A 15207-nucleotide genomic window follows, 5' to 3' on the forward strand; every position below is an offset into this window, starting at 1 on the left:
AGGTCGGCCTCGACCCGCGGCAGGCGGTGCTGCTCCCCGCCGGGAGCGACGTCGCGCTGGCCCGGCTGGCCGAGGGCGCGCCGCTCGAGCCCGTGCTGCTCCCGCTCGTCGACGCGGGGCTACTGGTGGAGCGGCGCACGGTGACCGCGCTGGTGCACGGCGTCGCGGAGACGAAAGCACCCGCCGTCGCTGCGCTGGTCCGCGCGCACGGTGCCGACGCGGCGACCGCGTGGGCGGGACGCTCCGCCGCGGAGGTCAGGGTGGTGGCGCACGGCGCCGGCGGGGAGGCGCTGGCGGACCGGGCGGAGCTCCTGCTGACCGAGGTCGGGCTGGCGAGCACGACCGACGTCGCCGGGCCGCCCTCGCGCGACGGGCCGGCGCTGCTGGTCGGCGTGGGGCAGCCCGACCGGGAGCTGGTCGACGACTGGATGCGTCGCGGCGTGCCGCACCTGGTGGTGCGGATGGCCGAGGGGCACGCGGTCGTCGGGCCGTTCGTCGATCCGGGCCGGTCCGCGTGCCTGCGCTGCGTGGATGCGCACCACACGGACGTCGACCCGACGTGGCCGCTGCTCGTCCGGCAGCACGCCGCCGCGACGCGACCCGGTCGGACCGGTGTCGACCCGTTGGCGCCTCCGGAGCCGGTCGACCCGCTGCTCGCCACGCTCGCGCTCGCCTGGGCGGTCCGCGACCTGACCAGCTGGGTCGAGGGCGTCGCGCCGTCGCTGCTGTCGAGCACGCTGACCCTCGACCCGGTGCTCGCCGACGTGGACGTGCGCACCTGGACCCGCCACCCGGGCTGTGGCTGCAGCTGGCAGGCGGTGAGCGCCTGACCCACCCGTCCCACCCGACTCTCCTGTCAACCTCAGGCGGACATCACCACCCATCGGGGATGATGGGCGGCATGACCGAGTTGCCCCGGAAGGCGGTCGCGCGCACCGCGCGGCTGGCCGCGTTGCCGCTCGGGTACGCCGGCCGCACCGCGATGGGCATGGGTCGCCGCATCGGGGGCGCCCCGGCCGAGGCCGTGCTGACCGAGGTGCAGCAGCGCACCGCCGAGCAGCTGTTCCGGACGCTCGGCGAGCTCAAGGGTGGCGCCATGAAGATGGGCCAGGCGCTGTCGATCCTCGAGTCGGCCTTGCCCGAGGAGGTCGCGGCGCCGTACCGGGAGCAGCTGACGCGGCTGCAGGACTCCGCTCCCCCGATGTCGGCCGCGACCGTGCGTGCGGTGCTGTCCGCCGAGCTCGGCCGGCACTGGCGCGACGAGCTGGTCGAGTTCGACGAGGACCCGGCAGCGGCGGCCTCGATCGGTCAGGTCCACCGCGGACGGTGGAAGGACGGCCGCGAGGTCGCGGTGAAGCTGCAGTACCCGGGCGCCGGCGAGGCGCTGATGTCCGACCTGCGCCAGCTCGCCCGGGTGGCCCGCACGTTCGGCAGCCTGGTGCCCGGCGTCGACGTCAAGCCGTTGATCGCCGAGATGCAGGAGCGCGTCGCCGAGGAGCTCGACTACACCCTCGAGGCCGAGGCCCAGGCGCAGTTCGCCGCGGAGTTCGAGGGCGACCCCGACGTCCTCGTGCCGCACGTGGTCACCCACACCAGCAGGGTGCTGGTCAGCGAGTGGGTGGAGAGCCCGGCGTCGCTGGCGCGGCTGATCGCGGAGGGCACGCAGGAGCAGCGCGACCACTACGGCGAGCGGTACATCCGCTTCCTGTTCGCCGGGCCCGCCCGGGTCGGGCTGCTGCACGCCGACCCGCACCCCGGAAACTTCCGGGTGCTGCCGACGGAGGACGGCTCGCTCGGTGGGCTCGGCGTCGTCGACTTCGGCGCGGTCGCACGGCTGCCCGAGCGCAGCCTCCCGCACTCGATCGGCGCGCTGCTGCGGATCGCCAGCTACGACGACTACGACGACGTGCTCACCGGCCTGCGTGACGAAGGCTTCGTGAAGCCGAACATCCGGGTCGACCCCGCCGAGCTGCGGGCCTACCTCGGGCCGTTCGTCGAGCCGGCCCGGACCGAGACGTTCCGCTTCTCGCGCGAGTGGATGCGGGCGCAGTTCCAGCGCATCCAGGACCCCAAGCAGCCCGGCTCGACCCTCGTGCTGAAGCTGAACCTGCCGCCGTCGTACCTGCTGATCCACCGGGTCTGGGTCGGCAGCATCGGCGTGCTGTCGCAGCTCGGGGCGGAGCTGCCGTTCCGGGCGATCCTCGAGGAGTCGCTGCCCGGGTTCGCCGAGCGGGCCTGACCTACCACCACTCGCTGTCGAGCTTGGACTCGATGGCGCGCAGGTGCTCCCGCGAGCACCGGTCGCAGAACGTCCGCTGCCGCCCGTTCTCCACCGCCGTCGTCCAGGTCAGCGGCAGGGTGTCGCCCTCGGCAGTCGCACCGCAGAAGTCGCAGGTGGCGGGCATGTCCCCGACCCTACGCCGGGACGTGCCGGGAAACGCCGGAGCCGGCCCCTCCCCCGACTGCGGGGGCGGGACCGGCTCCGGTCTCGGATTACCTGTGGTGACCCGTCGGGGCGGGTCGTGCTGCGATCACCGGCTCGCGCCGGCCGCGTTCGCTCCGGGTGTGTGACCTCGGATCAGAGCGAGCGGGCCAGGGCGAGGCGCGCCTGCTGGGCGGCACGCTCGGCTCGGCGGGACAGTCGGCGGTGCATCGCCATCTGGTGTCCACGTCGCAGTTCGTGCGCCTCTCCCAGGCGCGCGTGCATCTGTGCTCGCGCCAGGTCTTCGTTCATAAGCTGCATCTCGTTGCTCCGGTTCGTGAAAGTGATGGTCATCGAAGTAGTTCCGTTTCTTTCTGTTGGCTGCGTCTGCCTACGGCAGGGTCACAGCGAGCGGGCGAGGACGAGGCGGGCCTGGAGGGCGGCTCGCTCCGCGCGGCGCGACTTGCGCCGGGCGACGACGAGCTGGTGACCCCGACGGAGCTGCTCGGCCTCACTCAGGCGACGGGTGTGGTCCACCCGGGCCAGAGACTCGTTGATGTACGACATCGCTTTCTCCTTTGAAAACGATCGGTGCTGCTGATGGATGGTGGTCCTGCTGGTGCTGCGGTCCTGCTGGTGCTGCTCACTCTGCTGGATGGTGCTGGGGTACTTCTGGTGCTCCGCTGGGACGCCGCTGGGAGCGGGTCCTGCCGTGTGTGCCGGCCTGGTGTCCCCTGGGACTCAGGCAGCCACCTCGTTCTTGCGGGGACGTCCGCGGGGGCGCTTGCGCGGGATGACCACACCCTGCGCGAACAGCTCGCCGCCCCAGACTCCCCAGGGCTCACGCCGCTCGAGGGCCCCGTTCAGGCACTCGATCCGGAGCGGGCAGTCCAGGCACATGGCCTTCGCAACCTCCACGTCCTGGGGGGTCTCCGCGAAGAACAGCTCCGGGTCCTCACGTCGGCACGGCAGCTGCTCCTCGTCGACCTCGTTCGCACTGGCGAACGTGTCGAGGACGCTGATACTCATCTCTTCACCTCCTGGTGAGCTTGTCGTTCTGTGGGCCGGTCCCCGGTCGGGGAAGGGCTTGGGAAAACAAAGAGGCCGCGGATCCCGGGTTTCGGGTTCCGCGGCCTGGAGGCTGCCGATCGTGAGTGGACTCACTAGATCGGCGGACTCCAGGCGGAGGTACCCGGGAAGGCTCCCTTGACGACGGCGGCGTCATCGATGTGGGCGTAACCGCACACACGGGTGCCCTCGACGCGCTGCATGCCAGCCGCAAGAGACACCACACCCGTGGTCACCGGGAGAGCGCGCACGGACAGGACGCGGTCGCGGGAGATCGTGGGCATGCTGATGCCAGCCGGCTGGCTGATCGTCCAGGTGAACTCGTTCATGTCGTGCACCTCCTTCGGTTCCTCGGGCGCGGGCCCTGGCGGGGCCCATGGCGCTGCTGTGGTGAGTGGAAGAAACGTACCGTCCGGGGCGTGTAAGCGGCAAACTATTTTCTGGGTATTTCCGCGAAAAATTTCGGCCCGCATCAACGGGTGGCTCGAACGGGCTACGGCGAAGCGGGCATTCCGCCGCCAAACCGGCGTCCGCACGGCCCCGGCGACGCCGCGGCACGCCCCTGGGGGCGTGGCCCGGCCGTCAGTCGCCCGGCGCGGCGGCCACGACCGCGAGGACGTCGTCGGCGTACTTGCTCATCTTCGACTCCCCGACGCCGTTGATCCGCCGGAGCGCGACCGGGTCGGCGGGCTTGACCTCTGCGATGGCCTGGAGCGTGAGGTCGGTGAAGACGACGTAGGCCGGCACCTTCTCCTCCTGGGCCCGCTCGATCCGCCAGGCGCGCAGGCGCTCGAACAGCTCCTCGTCGTAGGTCGCCGGGCAGTCCTCGCACCTCCCGACCTTGCGCTCGGTGGTCGAGGCGAGCGGCTTGCCGCAGGTGCGGCACTGCGCGACACCCTTCCGCTTGCGGCTCGGGCGCTCCGGAGCGGAGTCGGAGGCGACCTGCGGGCGGAGCCCGGTGAGGAACCGGGAGGGCTTGCGGCTGGCCCGGGAGCCGGGGTTGCGGGCGAGCGCCCAGGAGACCTGCAGCCTCCGTCGGGCGCGGGTCATCCCGACGTACAGCAGGCGCCGCTCCTCCTCGACCGCAGCGGGCCCTTCGGCGTAGACGATCGGCATGGTGCCTTCCTGCATGCCGACCAGGAACACGTTGTCCCACTCCAGCCCCTTGGCGGCGTGCAGGGTGGCGAGCGTGACGCCCTCGGCGACCGGGGCGTGCTGCTCCTGGGCGCGGCGGTCGAGGTCGTCGACGAAGCCGGCGAGCGTCGCGGTCGCGCTGCCCCCGTCGGCCTGACCGGTGGTCGTGGTCGCGGCGGCCGCGAAGTCCGCGGCCTGGGACACGATCGCCTGCAGCGACTCCCACCGGTCGCGGACGTTGCCGCGGCCGGTCGGCGCCTCGGGGGTCCAGCCCATGCCGGACAGCACCGCCCGGACGTCGTCGACGAGGCCGCCGCCGCTGCCGCTGTCAGTGCCGGACTCACCGGAGCGGGCGTTGCCGCGGAGCAGGGTCACCGCCTGCTTGACCTCCGGCCGGTCGAAGAACCGGGCGGCGCCGCGGATGACGTAGGGGACGCCCCGGGCGGCCAGCGCCTCCTCGTAGGCCTCGGACTGGGCGTTGATCCGGAACAGCACGGCGATCTCTCGCGGGGGCGTCCCGCTGCGGGTCAGGTCCAGGATGTCGGCCGCCACCCGCTCGGCCTCGGCGACCTCGTCGGGGTGCTCGGCGTAGGCGACCTCGGGGCCACCGTCGCGCTGGGCCCGGAGCTGGACGCCGGCCGAGGGCGTGCCGCCGAGCAGCCGGTTGGCCGCCGCGACGACCTGGGGCGTGGAGCGGTAGTTGCGGACCAGCTCGATCGAGGTGGTGCGGGCGAAGCGGCGAGGGAAGTCGGTGAGGTACGACGCGTTGGCGCCGGCGAAGGAGTAGATCGTCTGGGCGGGGTCGCCGACCACGCACAGGTCGTCGCGCCCGCCGAGCCAGAGGTCGAGCAGCGCGGACTGGATCGGGCTGACGTCCTGGAACTCGTCGACGACGAACCACTTGTACTGCCGGCGCACCTCGGCGGCGACGCGCTCGTCCTCGGCGAGGAGGGCGGCGGCGCAGAGCAGGACGTCCTCCATGTCCATCCGGCCCTGGTCGCGCTTGACGTCCTCGTAGGTCGCGAAGACGCGCGCGACGGTGGCGGCGTCCTGACCGGTGACGGATCGGCCGCGCTGGGCGGCGACCTGGACGTAGTCGTCGGGCCGGACGTTGCTGACCTTGGCCCACTCGACCTCGCCCGCGAGGTCGCGCAGCGTGGCCTGGTCGGTCTCGACCCGGTTGCGCCGCGCGGCGTTGCCGATCAGGCCGAGCTTGGACTCGGTGAGCTGCGGGAGCTCGCCGCCGTAGACCCGCGGCCAGAAGTACCGCGCCTGCCGCAGGGCCGCCGAGTGGAACGTGCGGGCCTGGACACCGCCCGCCCCGAGCGCCCGGAGCCGGCCCCGCATCTCGCCGGCCGCCCGCGTGGTGAAGGTGACCGCGAGCACCTCCATCGGGTTGTAGACGCCGCTGGCGACGCCGTACGCGATCCGGTGGGTGATCGCCCGGGTCTTCCCGGTGCCGGCGCCGGCGAGGACGCGGACCGGCCCCTGGAGCGCGGTCGCGACCTGGCGCTGCTCGGGGTCGAGCGCGGCGAGGAGGTCGTCGGCGGACGGCGCCGCGGGGGGTGCCGAGGGCACAGGGGGCATACGGGAACAAACTCCTCGCAGACAGGCGTTGACCAGTCAACAGTAGACGTGAGGAAGGACAACGATGACCGCCGTGACGATGTACTCCACCCAGTGGTGTGGCTACTGCCACCGGCTGAAGAGCCAGCTGGACCGCGAGGGCATCAGCTACGAGGTCGTCGACATCGAGCGAGTGCCCGAGGCGGCCGGGGTCGTCGAGCAGGTGAACCACGGCAACCAGACCGTGCCCACCCTCGTGTACGCCGACGGCTCGGCGCAGACCAACCCCTCCGTCGCGCAGGTGAAGGCCAAGCTCGCCGAGCTCAACTGACCCACCTGACTCGACCGAGTCGTCACCACTGGCCGGGCAGCGGCCCGCCGTACCACGTCTCCACGAGGCTGCGGCTGATCGAGATGCCGCCGGGCAGGATCAGCGTGCCGGCCTCGGCCTCGGCCCGCATCTCCTCGCGGGTGAACCAGCGGGCGTCGCTGATCTCGGCGCCGTCGACGCTGATCTCGGTCGTGCGGGCGCGGGCGAAGAAGCCGATCATCAGGCTGGCGGGGAACGGCCAGGGCTGGTTGCCGAAGTAGGAGACCTCCCCCACCTCGACGCCGACCTCCTCCTCGACCTCACGGGCGACGGCGTGCTCGAGCGACTCCCCCGGCTCGACGAAGCCGGCGAGCGTCGAGTAGCGGCCCTCCGGCCACCGCGCCTGCCGTCCGAGCAGGCAGCGGTCCTCGTCGTCGGTGACGACCATGATCACGGCCGGGTCGGTGCGCGGGAACTGCTGCCGGCCGCAGTCGACGCACACGCGCAGGTGCCCCGACTCACGCACCTCCAGCCGGCCGCCGCAGCGCGGACAGTGCCGGTTGGCGCGGTGCCACTCCCCCAGCGCCACGGCGTGCAGCACCAGCGCCGCCTCGTCCGCGCCGAGGTCCTGCACGAACGTGCGGAGGATCTCTCCGCGCATCCCGGCCGGGACCTCGTCCACGAGAACCGCGAACCGCACGGCGTCCGTCTCCGCGTCCTCACCCAGCAGGATCCGGGTCCCCGTCGGCGCCTCCGACGGCGTGACCCAGGTGGGTGCGGGCTCACCCGCGTCTCCGTCGAATGCGTCGCCGGCACCGTTCGTCCCTCCCGCGTCGCGGACCAGCAGCCGGCCGCCGTCGAGCAGCAGCACCCGGGTCGCCGGGTCCGCCCACGCCCGGTCGAGCCAGGCCTCGTCGGTCCGGTGCAGCGCGACCCGGTTGTGCGCGTGCGGGGAGAGGGCGATCGGGGCCTGGTGGGAGTACTGGGACAGCAGGTCGGCTCGGTCGAGCCCAGGCGTTCCGGTCACGCCCCGACCCTACGGCGGCGACCCTCGCCGCCCGCCGCCTAGGGTGTCCGCCGTGAGCACCCACATCGGCGCGGCCGCCGGCCAGATCGCCCCGCACGTCCTGATGCCCGGCGACCCGCTGCGCGCCAAGTGGATTGCCGAGACGTTCCTCGACGACGTCGAGTGCTACTCGCAGGTGCGCGGCATGCTGGGCTTCACCGGCACCTACCGCGGCGAGCGCGTCTCGGTGCAGGGCTCGGGCATGGGCCTGCCGTCGCTGTCGATCTACTGCAACGAGCTCCTCCGCGAGTACGGCGTACGCACGATCGTGCGCGTTGGCTCCTGCGGCGCGCTCACCGACAAGCTCAGGCTGCGCGACATCGTCATCGCGCAGGGCGCGTGCACGGACTCGTCGATGAACCGGATCCGCTTCGAGGGCTACGACTACGCGCCGATCGCCGACTACGGGCTGCTCCGGGCCGCCCACGACGCCACGGTCGCGCGCGACCTCCCGGTCGCCACGCACGTCGGGCTGATCTTCTCGGCCGACTCCTTCTACCACCCCCGGCCGGAGCTGACCGCCCGGTTGGTCGACTACGGCGTGCTGGCCGTCGAGATGGAGGCCAGCGCGCTCTACACGCTCGCCGCCCAGCACCGCGCCCGCGCGCTCGCGATCTGCACGGTCTCCGACCACATCGTCACCGGCGAGGAGACGAGCGCCCAGGAGCGCGAGCAGACGTTCGGCCACATGGTGGAGATCGCGCTCGACGCGATGCTCGGCTGACCGACAGCTCCCGGTCGCGCGCCGCGCAGCGACAGGCCACTTCGCGCACGACACGCCGACCAAGGCGGTGGGAAAGTGGCCTGTCGCGGCTAAGGCTGGAACAGCCGCTCCAGGGCGGCGCGGTCGGGCAGGGCGTCGTCGGGCGGGGTGACGAGGCTGTCGGAGCGGACGTAGTAGAACGCGACCTTCACGTCGGCCGGGTCGACGCCGCGGAGCTCGGCCCAGGCGACGCGGTACACCGCCAGCTGGAGCGGGTCGGCGGTCTCGTGGCGGTTGGTCTTCCAGTCGACGACGAGGTAGGAGCCGTCGGGCTCGCGGTACACGGCGTCGATCCGGCCGCGCACCACCTGGCCGGCCAGCACGAGCGCGAAGGGCGGCTCGATGGCCTCGGGCACCCGGTCGGCGAACCGGCCGCCCTCGAACCTCTGGATGAGCGCGGCGAGATCGGCGTCGTCGTCGATCTCGGCGTCGCCACGGCCGGGCAGCTCGTCGGGGTCGAGCAGCAGCTGCTGGCCGAACCGAGCCTCCACCCAGGCGTGGAAGCGGGTGCCGAAGCGGGCGGCCGACGACGGCTGGCGTGGCATCGGTCGAGCGAGCGCGGCGGCGAACTGGGCGGGGTCGTCGCGCAGCCGCGCGAGCGCGGTGGCGGAGAGGCTGGACGGCAGCGGCACCTTGACGAGGTCGCTGCGGTCCCGGTGGGCCTCCTCGAGCAGCCGCGCCATCTCGGTGTCCCACTCCTGGACGCGCTGCAGCTCGAGCATGTCGAGACCCTCGTCGTCGAGCACGTCGGGGTCGGCCGGGTCGGCGCCGGCCGGCAGCGCGTCGAGCTCGGCGAGCGCGGCCTCGACACGGGTGGCGGCCTCCCGGCGGCGCGCGGCCTCGGGCGTCTGGTGGGTGATCGGCCAGGGCAGGTCGGCGACGCGCTCGGCGTAGGGGCTGAGGGTGCCCTTGGCCGGCTTCTCGGCCCACAGCTCGGGCTCGGCGTCCCAGGTGGCGAGGGCCTCGCGGGTGCGGACCTGGTACTCCGACGGCCCCGCGGGCGTCTTGTTGGTCGGCGTCCAGAGGTAGGAGGAGACCGCGAGCTCGTGGCGGGCGCGGGTCCAGGCGACGTACGCGAGCCGCCGCTCCTCGACCGCCTCGTGCGCCTTGGCGTCCTCGTTGAGACGCAGCAGGTCGGCGGGCGTGTGGCCGGCGAGCTGGGGCAGGTCGTCGCGGTCGCCGCGCAGCTCGGTCGGCAGCACGGCCGGGCTGGTGACCCACTTGGTGCGGGACTGGGTGGAGGGGAACTTCCGCTCCGCGACCCCAACGAGGAAGACCACGTCCCACTCCAGACCCTTGGCGCGGTGGACCGTCAGCAGCTTGACCGAGTCGGCCTCGGTCGGCGTCGCCACGTCCAGGCCGTTGCCGAACTCGTCCTCGGCCTCCAGCCACGCGAGCAGCGCCGGCAGCGTCACCGAGCCGTCGACGGCCTGGAACTCCGCGACGGCCTTGACGAACAGGTCGAGGTTGTCGCGCCGGGCGGCCGCCGCCGGGCTCACCGAGGAGGCCAGCTCGACGTCGATGCCGGTGGTGTCGATGATCCGGCGGACCAGGTCGAGCAGCGGCTCGCCGACCGCCCCGCGCAGCCGGCGCAGCTCGCCGGCCAGGAGGTCGAACCGCTCGCGCGCCTCGGTGGAGTAGGGCAGGTCGCCGGGGTCGTCGAGCGCGTCGGACAGCGACGCCACCTCGGTCGGGTCGGCGCCGGTGACGGCGGCCTCGAGCTCCTCGGTCAGGGTCGTCGGGCCGTCGGGACGCCCGGTGGCGCCGCCCGTCTCGGCGGCGATGTCGCGGGCGCGGCGGCCGAGCAGCGCCAGGTCGCGCGGGCCGACCGCCCAGCGCGGGCCGGTGAGCAGGGTGAGCAGCGCGGCGTTGGCGGTGACGTCCTGGAGCAGGGTGAGCATGGCGACGACCTCGGCCACCTCGGGCAGCCGGAGCAGGCCCTTGAGGCCCACGATCTCGACCGGGATCTCACGAGCGGTGAGCGCGTCGAAGACGGAGGCGGCGTGCGCGTTGTCGCGGGTGAGGACGCCGATCTCCTTCCACGCCGGCTCGGCCATCCGCGCGTGCGCGGCGAGCACCTGGTCGGCGAGCCAGGCGAGCTCCTCGTCGTAGGTCTCGTGGACCGCGAGCCGGACCGTGCCGTCGGCGGCGTCGGGCTTGGGCTCGAGCGGGTGCAGCTCGGGGTGGCTGTCGTAGAGCTCCTGGGCGAGGTGGTTGGCGACGGCGAGGATGCGGCGGTCGGAGCGCCGGTTGACGGTGAGCGGGTAGGCCGGGGCGTCGCCGTCGACGGTCGGGAACTCCGAGGCGAAGTTGAGGATGTTGGACACCGAGGCGCCACGCCAGCCGTAGATCGCCTGGTTGGGGTCGCCGACCGCGGTCACCGGGTGGCCGAGTCCGTGGTCGGGGTCGGGTCCGGAGAACAGCCGGCGCAGCATCAGGGCCTGGGCGACGGAGGTGTCCTGGTACTCGTCGAGGAGCACCACCTTGAACTTGTCGCGCTCGGCCTCCCCCACCTCGGGGCAGTCGCGGGCGAGCCGCGCAGCGAGCGCGATCTGGTCAGCGAAGTCCATCAGCCCGAGGTGGTCCTTGAGACCGCGGTAGGCCTCGATGAGCGAGAGCAGCTCGGCGCGACGGTCGATCGCGCTGATCGCCTTCTCGTTGCGCTCGCGGTAGGTCTTGCGGTGCTCGGTCGCCATCCCCTCCACGAACAGCGGCCGCTGCTTGGCGTCGTAGGCGCGGACGTCGTCGGGCGACACCAGGTGCTCGGTCATGGCCGCGTCGAGCGCGAGCAGGTTGTTGATCGCGGTCTCGGGGTGGTCGGTGAGCAGCGCGACCGGCTGGGTGAACCGGGCGATCGCGCGGGCGGCGAGCTGGAACCGCGAGGCGTCGGCGACGAGCCGGGTGTCGGGCTCGTGGCCGATGCGCAGGCCGTAGTCGGTGAGGAGGGAGGCGGCGTAGGAGTGGTACGTCGCCACGGTGGGCTCCTCGACCTCGCCCTCGTCGCCCGGCTGGGAGACGAGCCCGGCACGGCGGAGCGACTCGCGGATCCGGCCGGCGAGCTCGCTGGTGGCCTTGGTCGTGAAGGTCAGGCCGAGCACCTGGTCGGAGCGGACCTGTCCGGTGGCGACCAGCCAGACCACCCGGGCGGCCATGACGGCGGTCTTGCCCGACCCCGCGCCGGCGATGACGACGGCGGGCGAGAGCGGCGCGGTGATGGCGGCGAACTGGGCGTCGCTGTAGGTGAAGTCGAGCCGCATCACCTCGCGCAGCTGCTCGGGGGTGTCGATGCGCAGCGGGTCGCTCATGACAGGACCGTCCCGGAGGTCTTGGTCGGGCAGATCGCGTGGAACGAGCAGTAGTCGCAGTGCTTGCCGGAGCGCGCGACGAACTCCTCGGCGCGTACGGCGGCGGCGGCCTGCATGAGCTGCCGCTCGACGAGCCGGGCCGGCGGCCCGTCGCCGTCGCCTGTCGCCTCCTCGGGCGACTGCGGCGGCTGTGGCTGCACCTTGGGCATGCCCTCGCCGACGCGGAGCTGGACCAGCTCGGCGCCGCCGCTGGTGGCGGGCCGGCCGACCACCGCATCGGCGGCGCCGTGGTCGACGGCGAGCTGGTAGAGCCCGAGCTGGGCGTGCTCGGCGACCTCGGCGGCGCTCGGGGGGTACTTGCCGGTCTTGAGGTCGACGACCACGACCCGGCCGTCCTCGTCGAGCTCGAGCCGGTCGGCGTAACCGTTGAGGCGGACGACCTGCCCGTCGGGCAGCGTCACCTCGGCCTCGAGGTGCTCCTCGGTGCCGACGGTGGTGCGAGCACCGGGCCGGTTGTGCCAGGCGACGAACCGGTCGAGCGCGGCCTGCACCTGGGTGCGTTCGCGGCCCTCGGCCCACGGGGTGCGGAACACCATCTGGCCCCAGACCGTGTCGACGTAGGGCATCAGGTCGTCACCGGAGTCGAGGTCGCCGCTGGCGATCCGGTTGGCGATCGCGTGGACGACGGACCCGAAGCCCTGCTTGGCGGTGGAGACCTCGGCTCCCCCGGCCTCGCGCTGGAGGAACCAGCGGGCCGGGCAGGCGAGCAGGCCTTCGAGCGCGCTGGCCGAGAGCCGCAGCGGCGCGTCGTCGGGGCGCACCGGCGTGGCCGCGCGGCTCGGCGCCCGCAGTCCCCACCAGGTGACCGGATCGGCCTCGGGCGCGACGGGGTGGGCGGCGCCGCGGTCGGCGGCGACCAGCCGCGCGAGCCGGCGGGCGGCGGCGAGCCGCAGCGGCTCGGAGGTCGCGGGGTCGGCGACGGTGCGGCGGAGCTCGGCGACCAGGCCGGGCAGCGACAGCGGCCGGACGGGACGCCCCTGCTTCGCCTCGATCTGCACGCCGAGCTCGTCGAGGAAGCGCGAGGGCTGCTCGCCGTCGTCCTCGGGCGACTTCACCGCGGTGACCAGGAGCCGCTGGCGGGCGCGGGTGCAGGCGACGTAGAAGAGCCGCCGCTCCTCGGCGAGCAGGGTCGCGGTGGTGACGGGTGGGAGCAGCCCGTCGCGGGAGATCCGGTCGGCCTGGAGCAGCGAGCCGCGGCGGCGCAGGTCGGGCCAGCCGCCCTCCTGCACGCGGGCGACGACGACGAAGCGCCACTCGAGGCCCTTGGACCGGTGCGCCGTCAGCAGGCGTACGGCGTCCCCGCGGACGCCCCGCTCGGCGAGCGTGTCGGCGGGGATCTGCTGCGCGCGGAGCGTGGCCAGGAAGTTGCCGACGCTGGTGTGCCCACGCTGCTCCTCGGCGCGGGCGGCCACGTCGAACAGCGCGCAGATCGCGTCGAGGTCGCGGTGGGAGCGCCGGGCGGCCGCGCCCCCGGCCTCGACGCCGGCCCGCAGCCGGCGCGGCCAGTCGCTGCCGGACCACAGCACCCACAGCACCTCCTCGGCCGTGGCGCCCTCGTCGAGCGCGGTCCGGGCCGAGTCGATCAGGCGCCCGAGCCGGGCGACACGGTCGGCGGCGCGGCGCGCGGTGCCCTCGATGCCGGCGAGCCGGTCGGGCTGCAGCAGGGCGAGACGGAGCAGCTCGGGCGAGGGCAGCGGCTGGTCGGAGGTCGCCTTGTCGCGTGCCCGCAGCGCCCGGGCCAGCGCGCGGACGTCGGTGGCGTCGAGCGCGGCGAGCGGGGAGGTGAGCAGCGCCCGGGCCCGGTCGACACCGACGTGGTCGGGGTGCTCGGGGTCGTCGATGCCGGCGTGCGCGACGACGGACAGCGCGTCGACGAGCGGGAGCACGGCCGGCTCCTGCACGAGCGGGGTGTCGTCGCTGGCCACCTCGACCGGCACGCCCGCCGCCCCGAGCGAGCGCCGCAGCGGCGGGATCGACTGGCGGCCGGAGCGGACGAGCACCGCCATCTCCGACCACGGGATGCCGTCCTCGAGGTGGGCGCGGCGCAGCGCGTCGGCGACGTGCTCGGTCTCGGCGCGGGCGGTGTCGTAGGTGCGGACCTCGACCACGCCGACGCCGTGCTCGGTCGCGACGGAGGTGGGCTCGCGGAACGCCTGGAACCGCTCGACCGGGATCGACCCGGTGAGGGCGATGGAGGAGGCGATCCGGCGTGAGGCCGCGAGCAGCCGGGGTCCGAACCGCCGGGTCGTGCTGAGCGCGATGACGTCGGCCGGGGCGCCGTCGTCGCGCGGGAAGTCGCGGGGGAAGTCGAGGATGCCGCGCACCTCGGCGCCGCGGAAGCCGTAGATCGACTGGTCGGGGTCGCCGACCACGACCAGGTCGCGACCGCCCCCGGCGAGCGCCTGGAGGAGCCGGACCTGAGCGGGGTCGGTGTCCTGGTACTCGTCGACGAAGACGTGCCGGAACTGTCCGCGCAGCTCGTCGCGGTGCCGCTCGGCCTCGATCACCGCGCGGGAGATCAGGTCGGCGTAGTCGAGGGCGGACTGGTCGCCGAGGTTGGCGAGGTACTGCTCCATGAACTCGCCGGCCGCGACGTACGCCTCGATGCCCTCGGCCCGGCCGAGCGCGACGAGGTCCTGGGGGTCGAGACCGCGCTCGCGAGCACGGGAGAGCACCGCGTGCACCTCGCGGGCGAAGCCGCGGGTGCCGACGGCGGCGCGCAGGCTGTCGGGCCAGCGCACCGACTCGGGGTTGTCGGTGAGGAGCTCGGCGAGCACGACGTCCTGCTCGGGCGCGGACAGCAGGTGGAGCGGGTCGCGGTAGAGCTCGGCCGGGGCGTAGCGGCGGACCACGCCGTAGGCGAAGGAGTGGAACGTCGAGGACAGCGTGGTCGCCATGGTGCGCCCGAGCCGGGCGGTGACCCGGTCGCGGAGCTGCTCGGCGGCCTTGCGGCTGAAGGTCAGGGCGAGCACTGAGTCGGGCGCCGCGCCGCGGGTCTCGATGCGGTCGACGATCGCCTCGACGAGGGTCGTGGTCTTGCCGGTGCCGGGCCCGGCGAGCACGAGCAGCGGCCCGCCCGGGTGGTCGACGACCGACTGCTGGAACTCGTCGAGGACAGGCGCGGCGACCCGGCCGGAGGTCGGGCGGCTGAGGCGGTAGTCGACGGTCACGGGAGAAGTGGACCAGGCTCCGCCGACAGCACGTCGGGCCACCACATGGCCTGCTTCATGTCGACCTTGCCGGACGGGCGGAAGGGTGTGCCCTCGCCGAGGTGGTGCTGGCGGGCGGCGTCGTCGTCCTCCTCGTGGGCGAGCCGGCCGTCGGCGTGCACGACCCGCCACCACGGGACGGGCCCGCCGTAGGTGGCCATCACGGTGCCGACCTGGCGCGGGCCGCCGACCCCGACCGCCTCGGCGAGCGCGCCGTACGTCGTCACCCGGCCGGCCGGGATCCGCTCGACGAGGGACAGCACCCGCTCGACGTACTCCTCGCGATCCACGACGCCGACCCTAG

General features: G+C 73.7%; 14 protein-coding genes. 4 read left to right on the plus strand and 10 right to left on the minus strand.

All coding sequences use genetic code 11. The features are described 5' to 3' along the window. On the plus strand, window positions 1–830 hold an 830-nt coding region (locus ETU37_RS23060), incomplete at its 5' end, for a hypothetical protein (protein ID WP_165372390.1). Between the two features lie 71 nt (window positions 831–901). After that, window positions 902–2239: an ABC1 kinase family protein gene (locus ETU37_RS03960; RefSeq protein WP_129985587.1), complete on the plus strand. Its 1338-nt coding sequence runs from the start codon at window positions 902–904 to the stop codon at window positions 2237–2239. Window position 2240: 1 nt separating this feature from the next. Here ETU37_RS03960 and ETU37_RS23065 read toward each other — a convergent pair whose 3' ends face one another. The 6 genes from ETU37_RS23065 to ETU37_RS03980 all read right to left on the minus strand — a co-directional run bounded on the left by ETU37_RS23065 (window position 2241) and on the right by ETU37_RS03980 (window position 6211). Next, window positions 2241–2405 (minus strand): hypothetical protein, encoded by a 165-nt coding sequence (locus tag ETU37_RS23065; RefSeq protein ID WP_165372391.1) that lies wholly within the window; start codon window positions 2403–2405, stop codon window positions 2241–2243. 173 nt (window positions 2406–2578) lie between these two features. After that, entirely contained in the window at window positions 2579–2776 is a 198-nt protein-coding gene (locus ETU37_RS03965; RefSeq protein WP_129985588.1) for a hypothetical protein, read from the minus strand. Between the two features lie 48 nt (window positions 2777–2824). Continuing rightward, complete coding sequence (locus ETU37_RS23070; RefSeq protein WP_165372392.1) at window positions 2825–2989, minus strand: hypothetical protein; 165 nt, start codon at window positions 2987–2989, stop codon at window positions 2825–2827. Window positions 2990–3163: 174 nt separating this feature from the next. After that, a complete protein-coding gene (locus ETU37_RS03970; RefSeq protein ID WP_129985589.1) occupies window positions 3164–3451 on the minus strand; it encodes a WhiB family transcriptional regulator in 288 nt (95 codons plus the stop codon). Between the two features lie 134 nt (window positions 3452–3585). After that, the gene (locus tag ETU37_RS03975) at window positions 3586–3819 is read right to left on the minus strand and encodes a hypothetical protein (protein WP_129985590.1); all 234 of its coding nucleotides are present in this window, start codon (window positions 3817–3819) and stop codon (window positions 3586–3588) included. Window positions 3820–4072: 253 nt separating this feature from the next. Next, window positions 4073–6211: a UvrD-helicase domain-containing protein gene (locus ETU37_RS03980; RefSeq protein ID WP_129985591.1), complete on the minus strand. Its 2139-nt coding sequence runs from the start codon at window positions 6209–6211 to the stop codon at window positions 4073–4075. 64 nt (window positions 6212–6275) lie between these two features. On the opposite strand from ETU37_RS03980, the gene ETU37_RS03985 reads away from it, so the two are divergent. Continuing rightward, window positions 6276–6521 carry a mycoredoxin gene (locus tag ETU37_RS03985; protein ID WP_129985592.1) on the plus strand — a complete coding sequence of 82 codons (246 nt, stop codon included), beginning with the start codon at window positions 6276–6278 and terminating at the stop codon, window positions 6519–6521. 22 nt (window positions 6522–6543) lie between these two features. Here ETU37_RS03985 and nudC read toward each other — a convergent pair whose 3' ends face one another. Then, window positions 6544–7527 (minus strand): NAD(+) diphosphatase, encoded by a 984-nt coding sequence (gene nudC / locus ETU37_RS03990; RefSeq protein ID WP_240755539.1) that lies wholly within the window; start codon window positions 7525–7527, stop codon window positions 6544–6546. Between the two features lie 52 nt (window positions 7528–7579). Between nudC and deoD the strand changes: the two genes are divergently transcribed. After that, window positions 7580–8290, plus strand: a complete 711-nt coding sequence (gene deoD, locus ETU37_RS03995; protein WP_129985593.1) for a purine-nucleoside phosphorylase — start codon at window positions 7580–7582, stop codon at window positions 8288–8290. A gap of 89 nt (window positions 8291–8379) precedes the next feature. On the opposite strand, the gene ETU37_RS04000 is transcribed toward deoD, so the two are convergent. The 3 genes from ETU37_RS04000 to ETU37_RS04010 are packed head-to-tail and all read right to left on the minus strand — an operon-like array spanning window position 8380 to window position 15193. Continuing rightward, window positions 8380–11634, minus strand: a complete 3255-nt coding sequence (locus ETU37_RS04000; RefSeq protein WP_129985594.1) for an ATP-dependent helicase — start codon at window positions 11632–11634, stop codon at window positions 8380–8382. Then, the gene (locus ETU37_RS04005) at window positions 11631–14864 is read right to left on the minus strand and encodes an ATP-dependent helicase (protein ID WP_129985595.1); all 3234 of its coding nucleotides are present in this window, start codon (window positions 14862–14864) and stop codon (window positions 11631–11633) included. The genes ETU37_RS04000 and ETU37_RS04005 overlap by 4 nt, the downstream gene beginning before the upstream one ends. Then, the gene (locus ETU37_RS04010; RefSeq protein WP_129985596.1) at window positions 14861–15193 is read right to left on the minus strand and encodes an MGMT family protein; all 333 of its coding nucleotides are present in this window, start codon (window positions 15191–15193) and stop codon (window positions 14861–14863) included. Before ETU37_RS04010 ends, ETU37_RS04005 begins: the two co-directional genes overlap by 4 nt. Window positions 15194–15207 lie beyond the last annotated feature (14 nt).

It is taken from the genome of Nocardioides iriomotensis (genome assembly GCF_004168035.1).
In the GTDB taxonomy this organism is placed as follows: Bacteria; Actinomycetota; Actinomycetes; order Propionibacteriales; family Nocardioidaceae; genus Nocardioides_B; species Nocardioides_B iriomotensis.

What these genes read in the sequence shown, in the direction of transcription:
- ETU37_RS03985 (WP_129985592.1), top strand. Translation starts at nt 6,276, where the DNA reads ATGACCGCCGTGACGATGTACTCCACCCAGTGGTGTGGCTACTGCCAC.
- ETU37_RS03970 (WP_129985589.1), bottom strand. Translation starts at nt 3,451, where the DNA reads ATGAGTATCAGCGTCCTCGACACGTTCGCCAGTGCGAACGAGGTCGAC.
- ETU37_RS23070 (WP_165372392.1), bottom strand. Translation starts at nt 2,989, where the DNA reads ATGTCGTACATCAACGAGTCTCTGGCCCGGGTGGACCACACCCGTCGC.
- ETU37_RS23065 (WP_165372391.1), bottom strand. Translation starts at nt 2,405, where the DNA reads ATGCCCGCCACCTGCGACTTCTGCGGTGCGACTGCCGAGGGCGACACC.
- ETU37_RS03975 (WP_129985590.1), bottom strand. Translation starts at nt 3,819, where the DNA reads ATGAACGAGTTCACCTGGACGATCAGCCAGCCGGCTGGCATCAGCATG.
- ETU37_RS03965 (WP_129985588.1), bottom strand. Translation starts at nt 2,776, where the DNA reads ATGACCATCACTTTCACGAACCGGAGCAACGAGATGCAGCTTATGAAC.
- ETU37_RS03980 (WP_129985591.1), bottom strand. Translation starts at nt 6,211, where the DNA reads ATGCCCCCTGTGCCCTCGGCACCCCCCGCGGCGCCGTCCGCCGACGAC.
- ETU37_RS04000 (WP_129985594.1), bottom strand. Translation starts at nt 11,634, where the DNA reads ATGAGCGACCCGCTGCGCATCGACACCCCCGAGCAGCTGCGCGAGGTG.
- ETU37_RS03960 (WP_129985587.1), top strand. Translation starts at nt 902, where the DNA reads ATGACCGAGTTGCCCCGGAAGGCGGTCGCGCGCACCGCGCGGCTGGCC.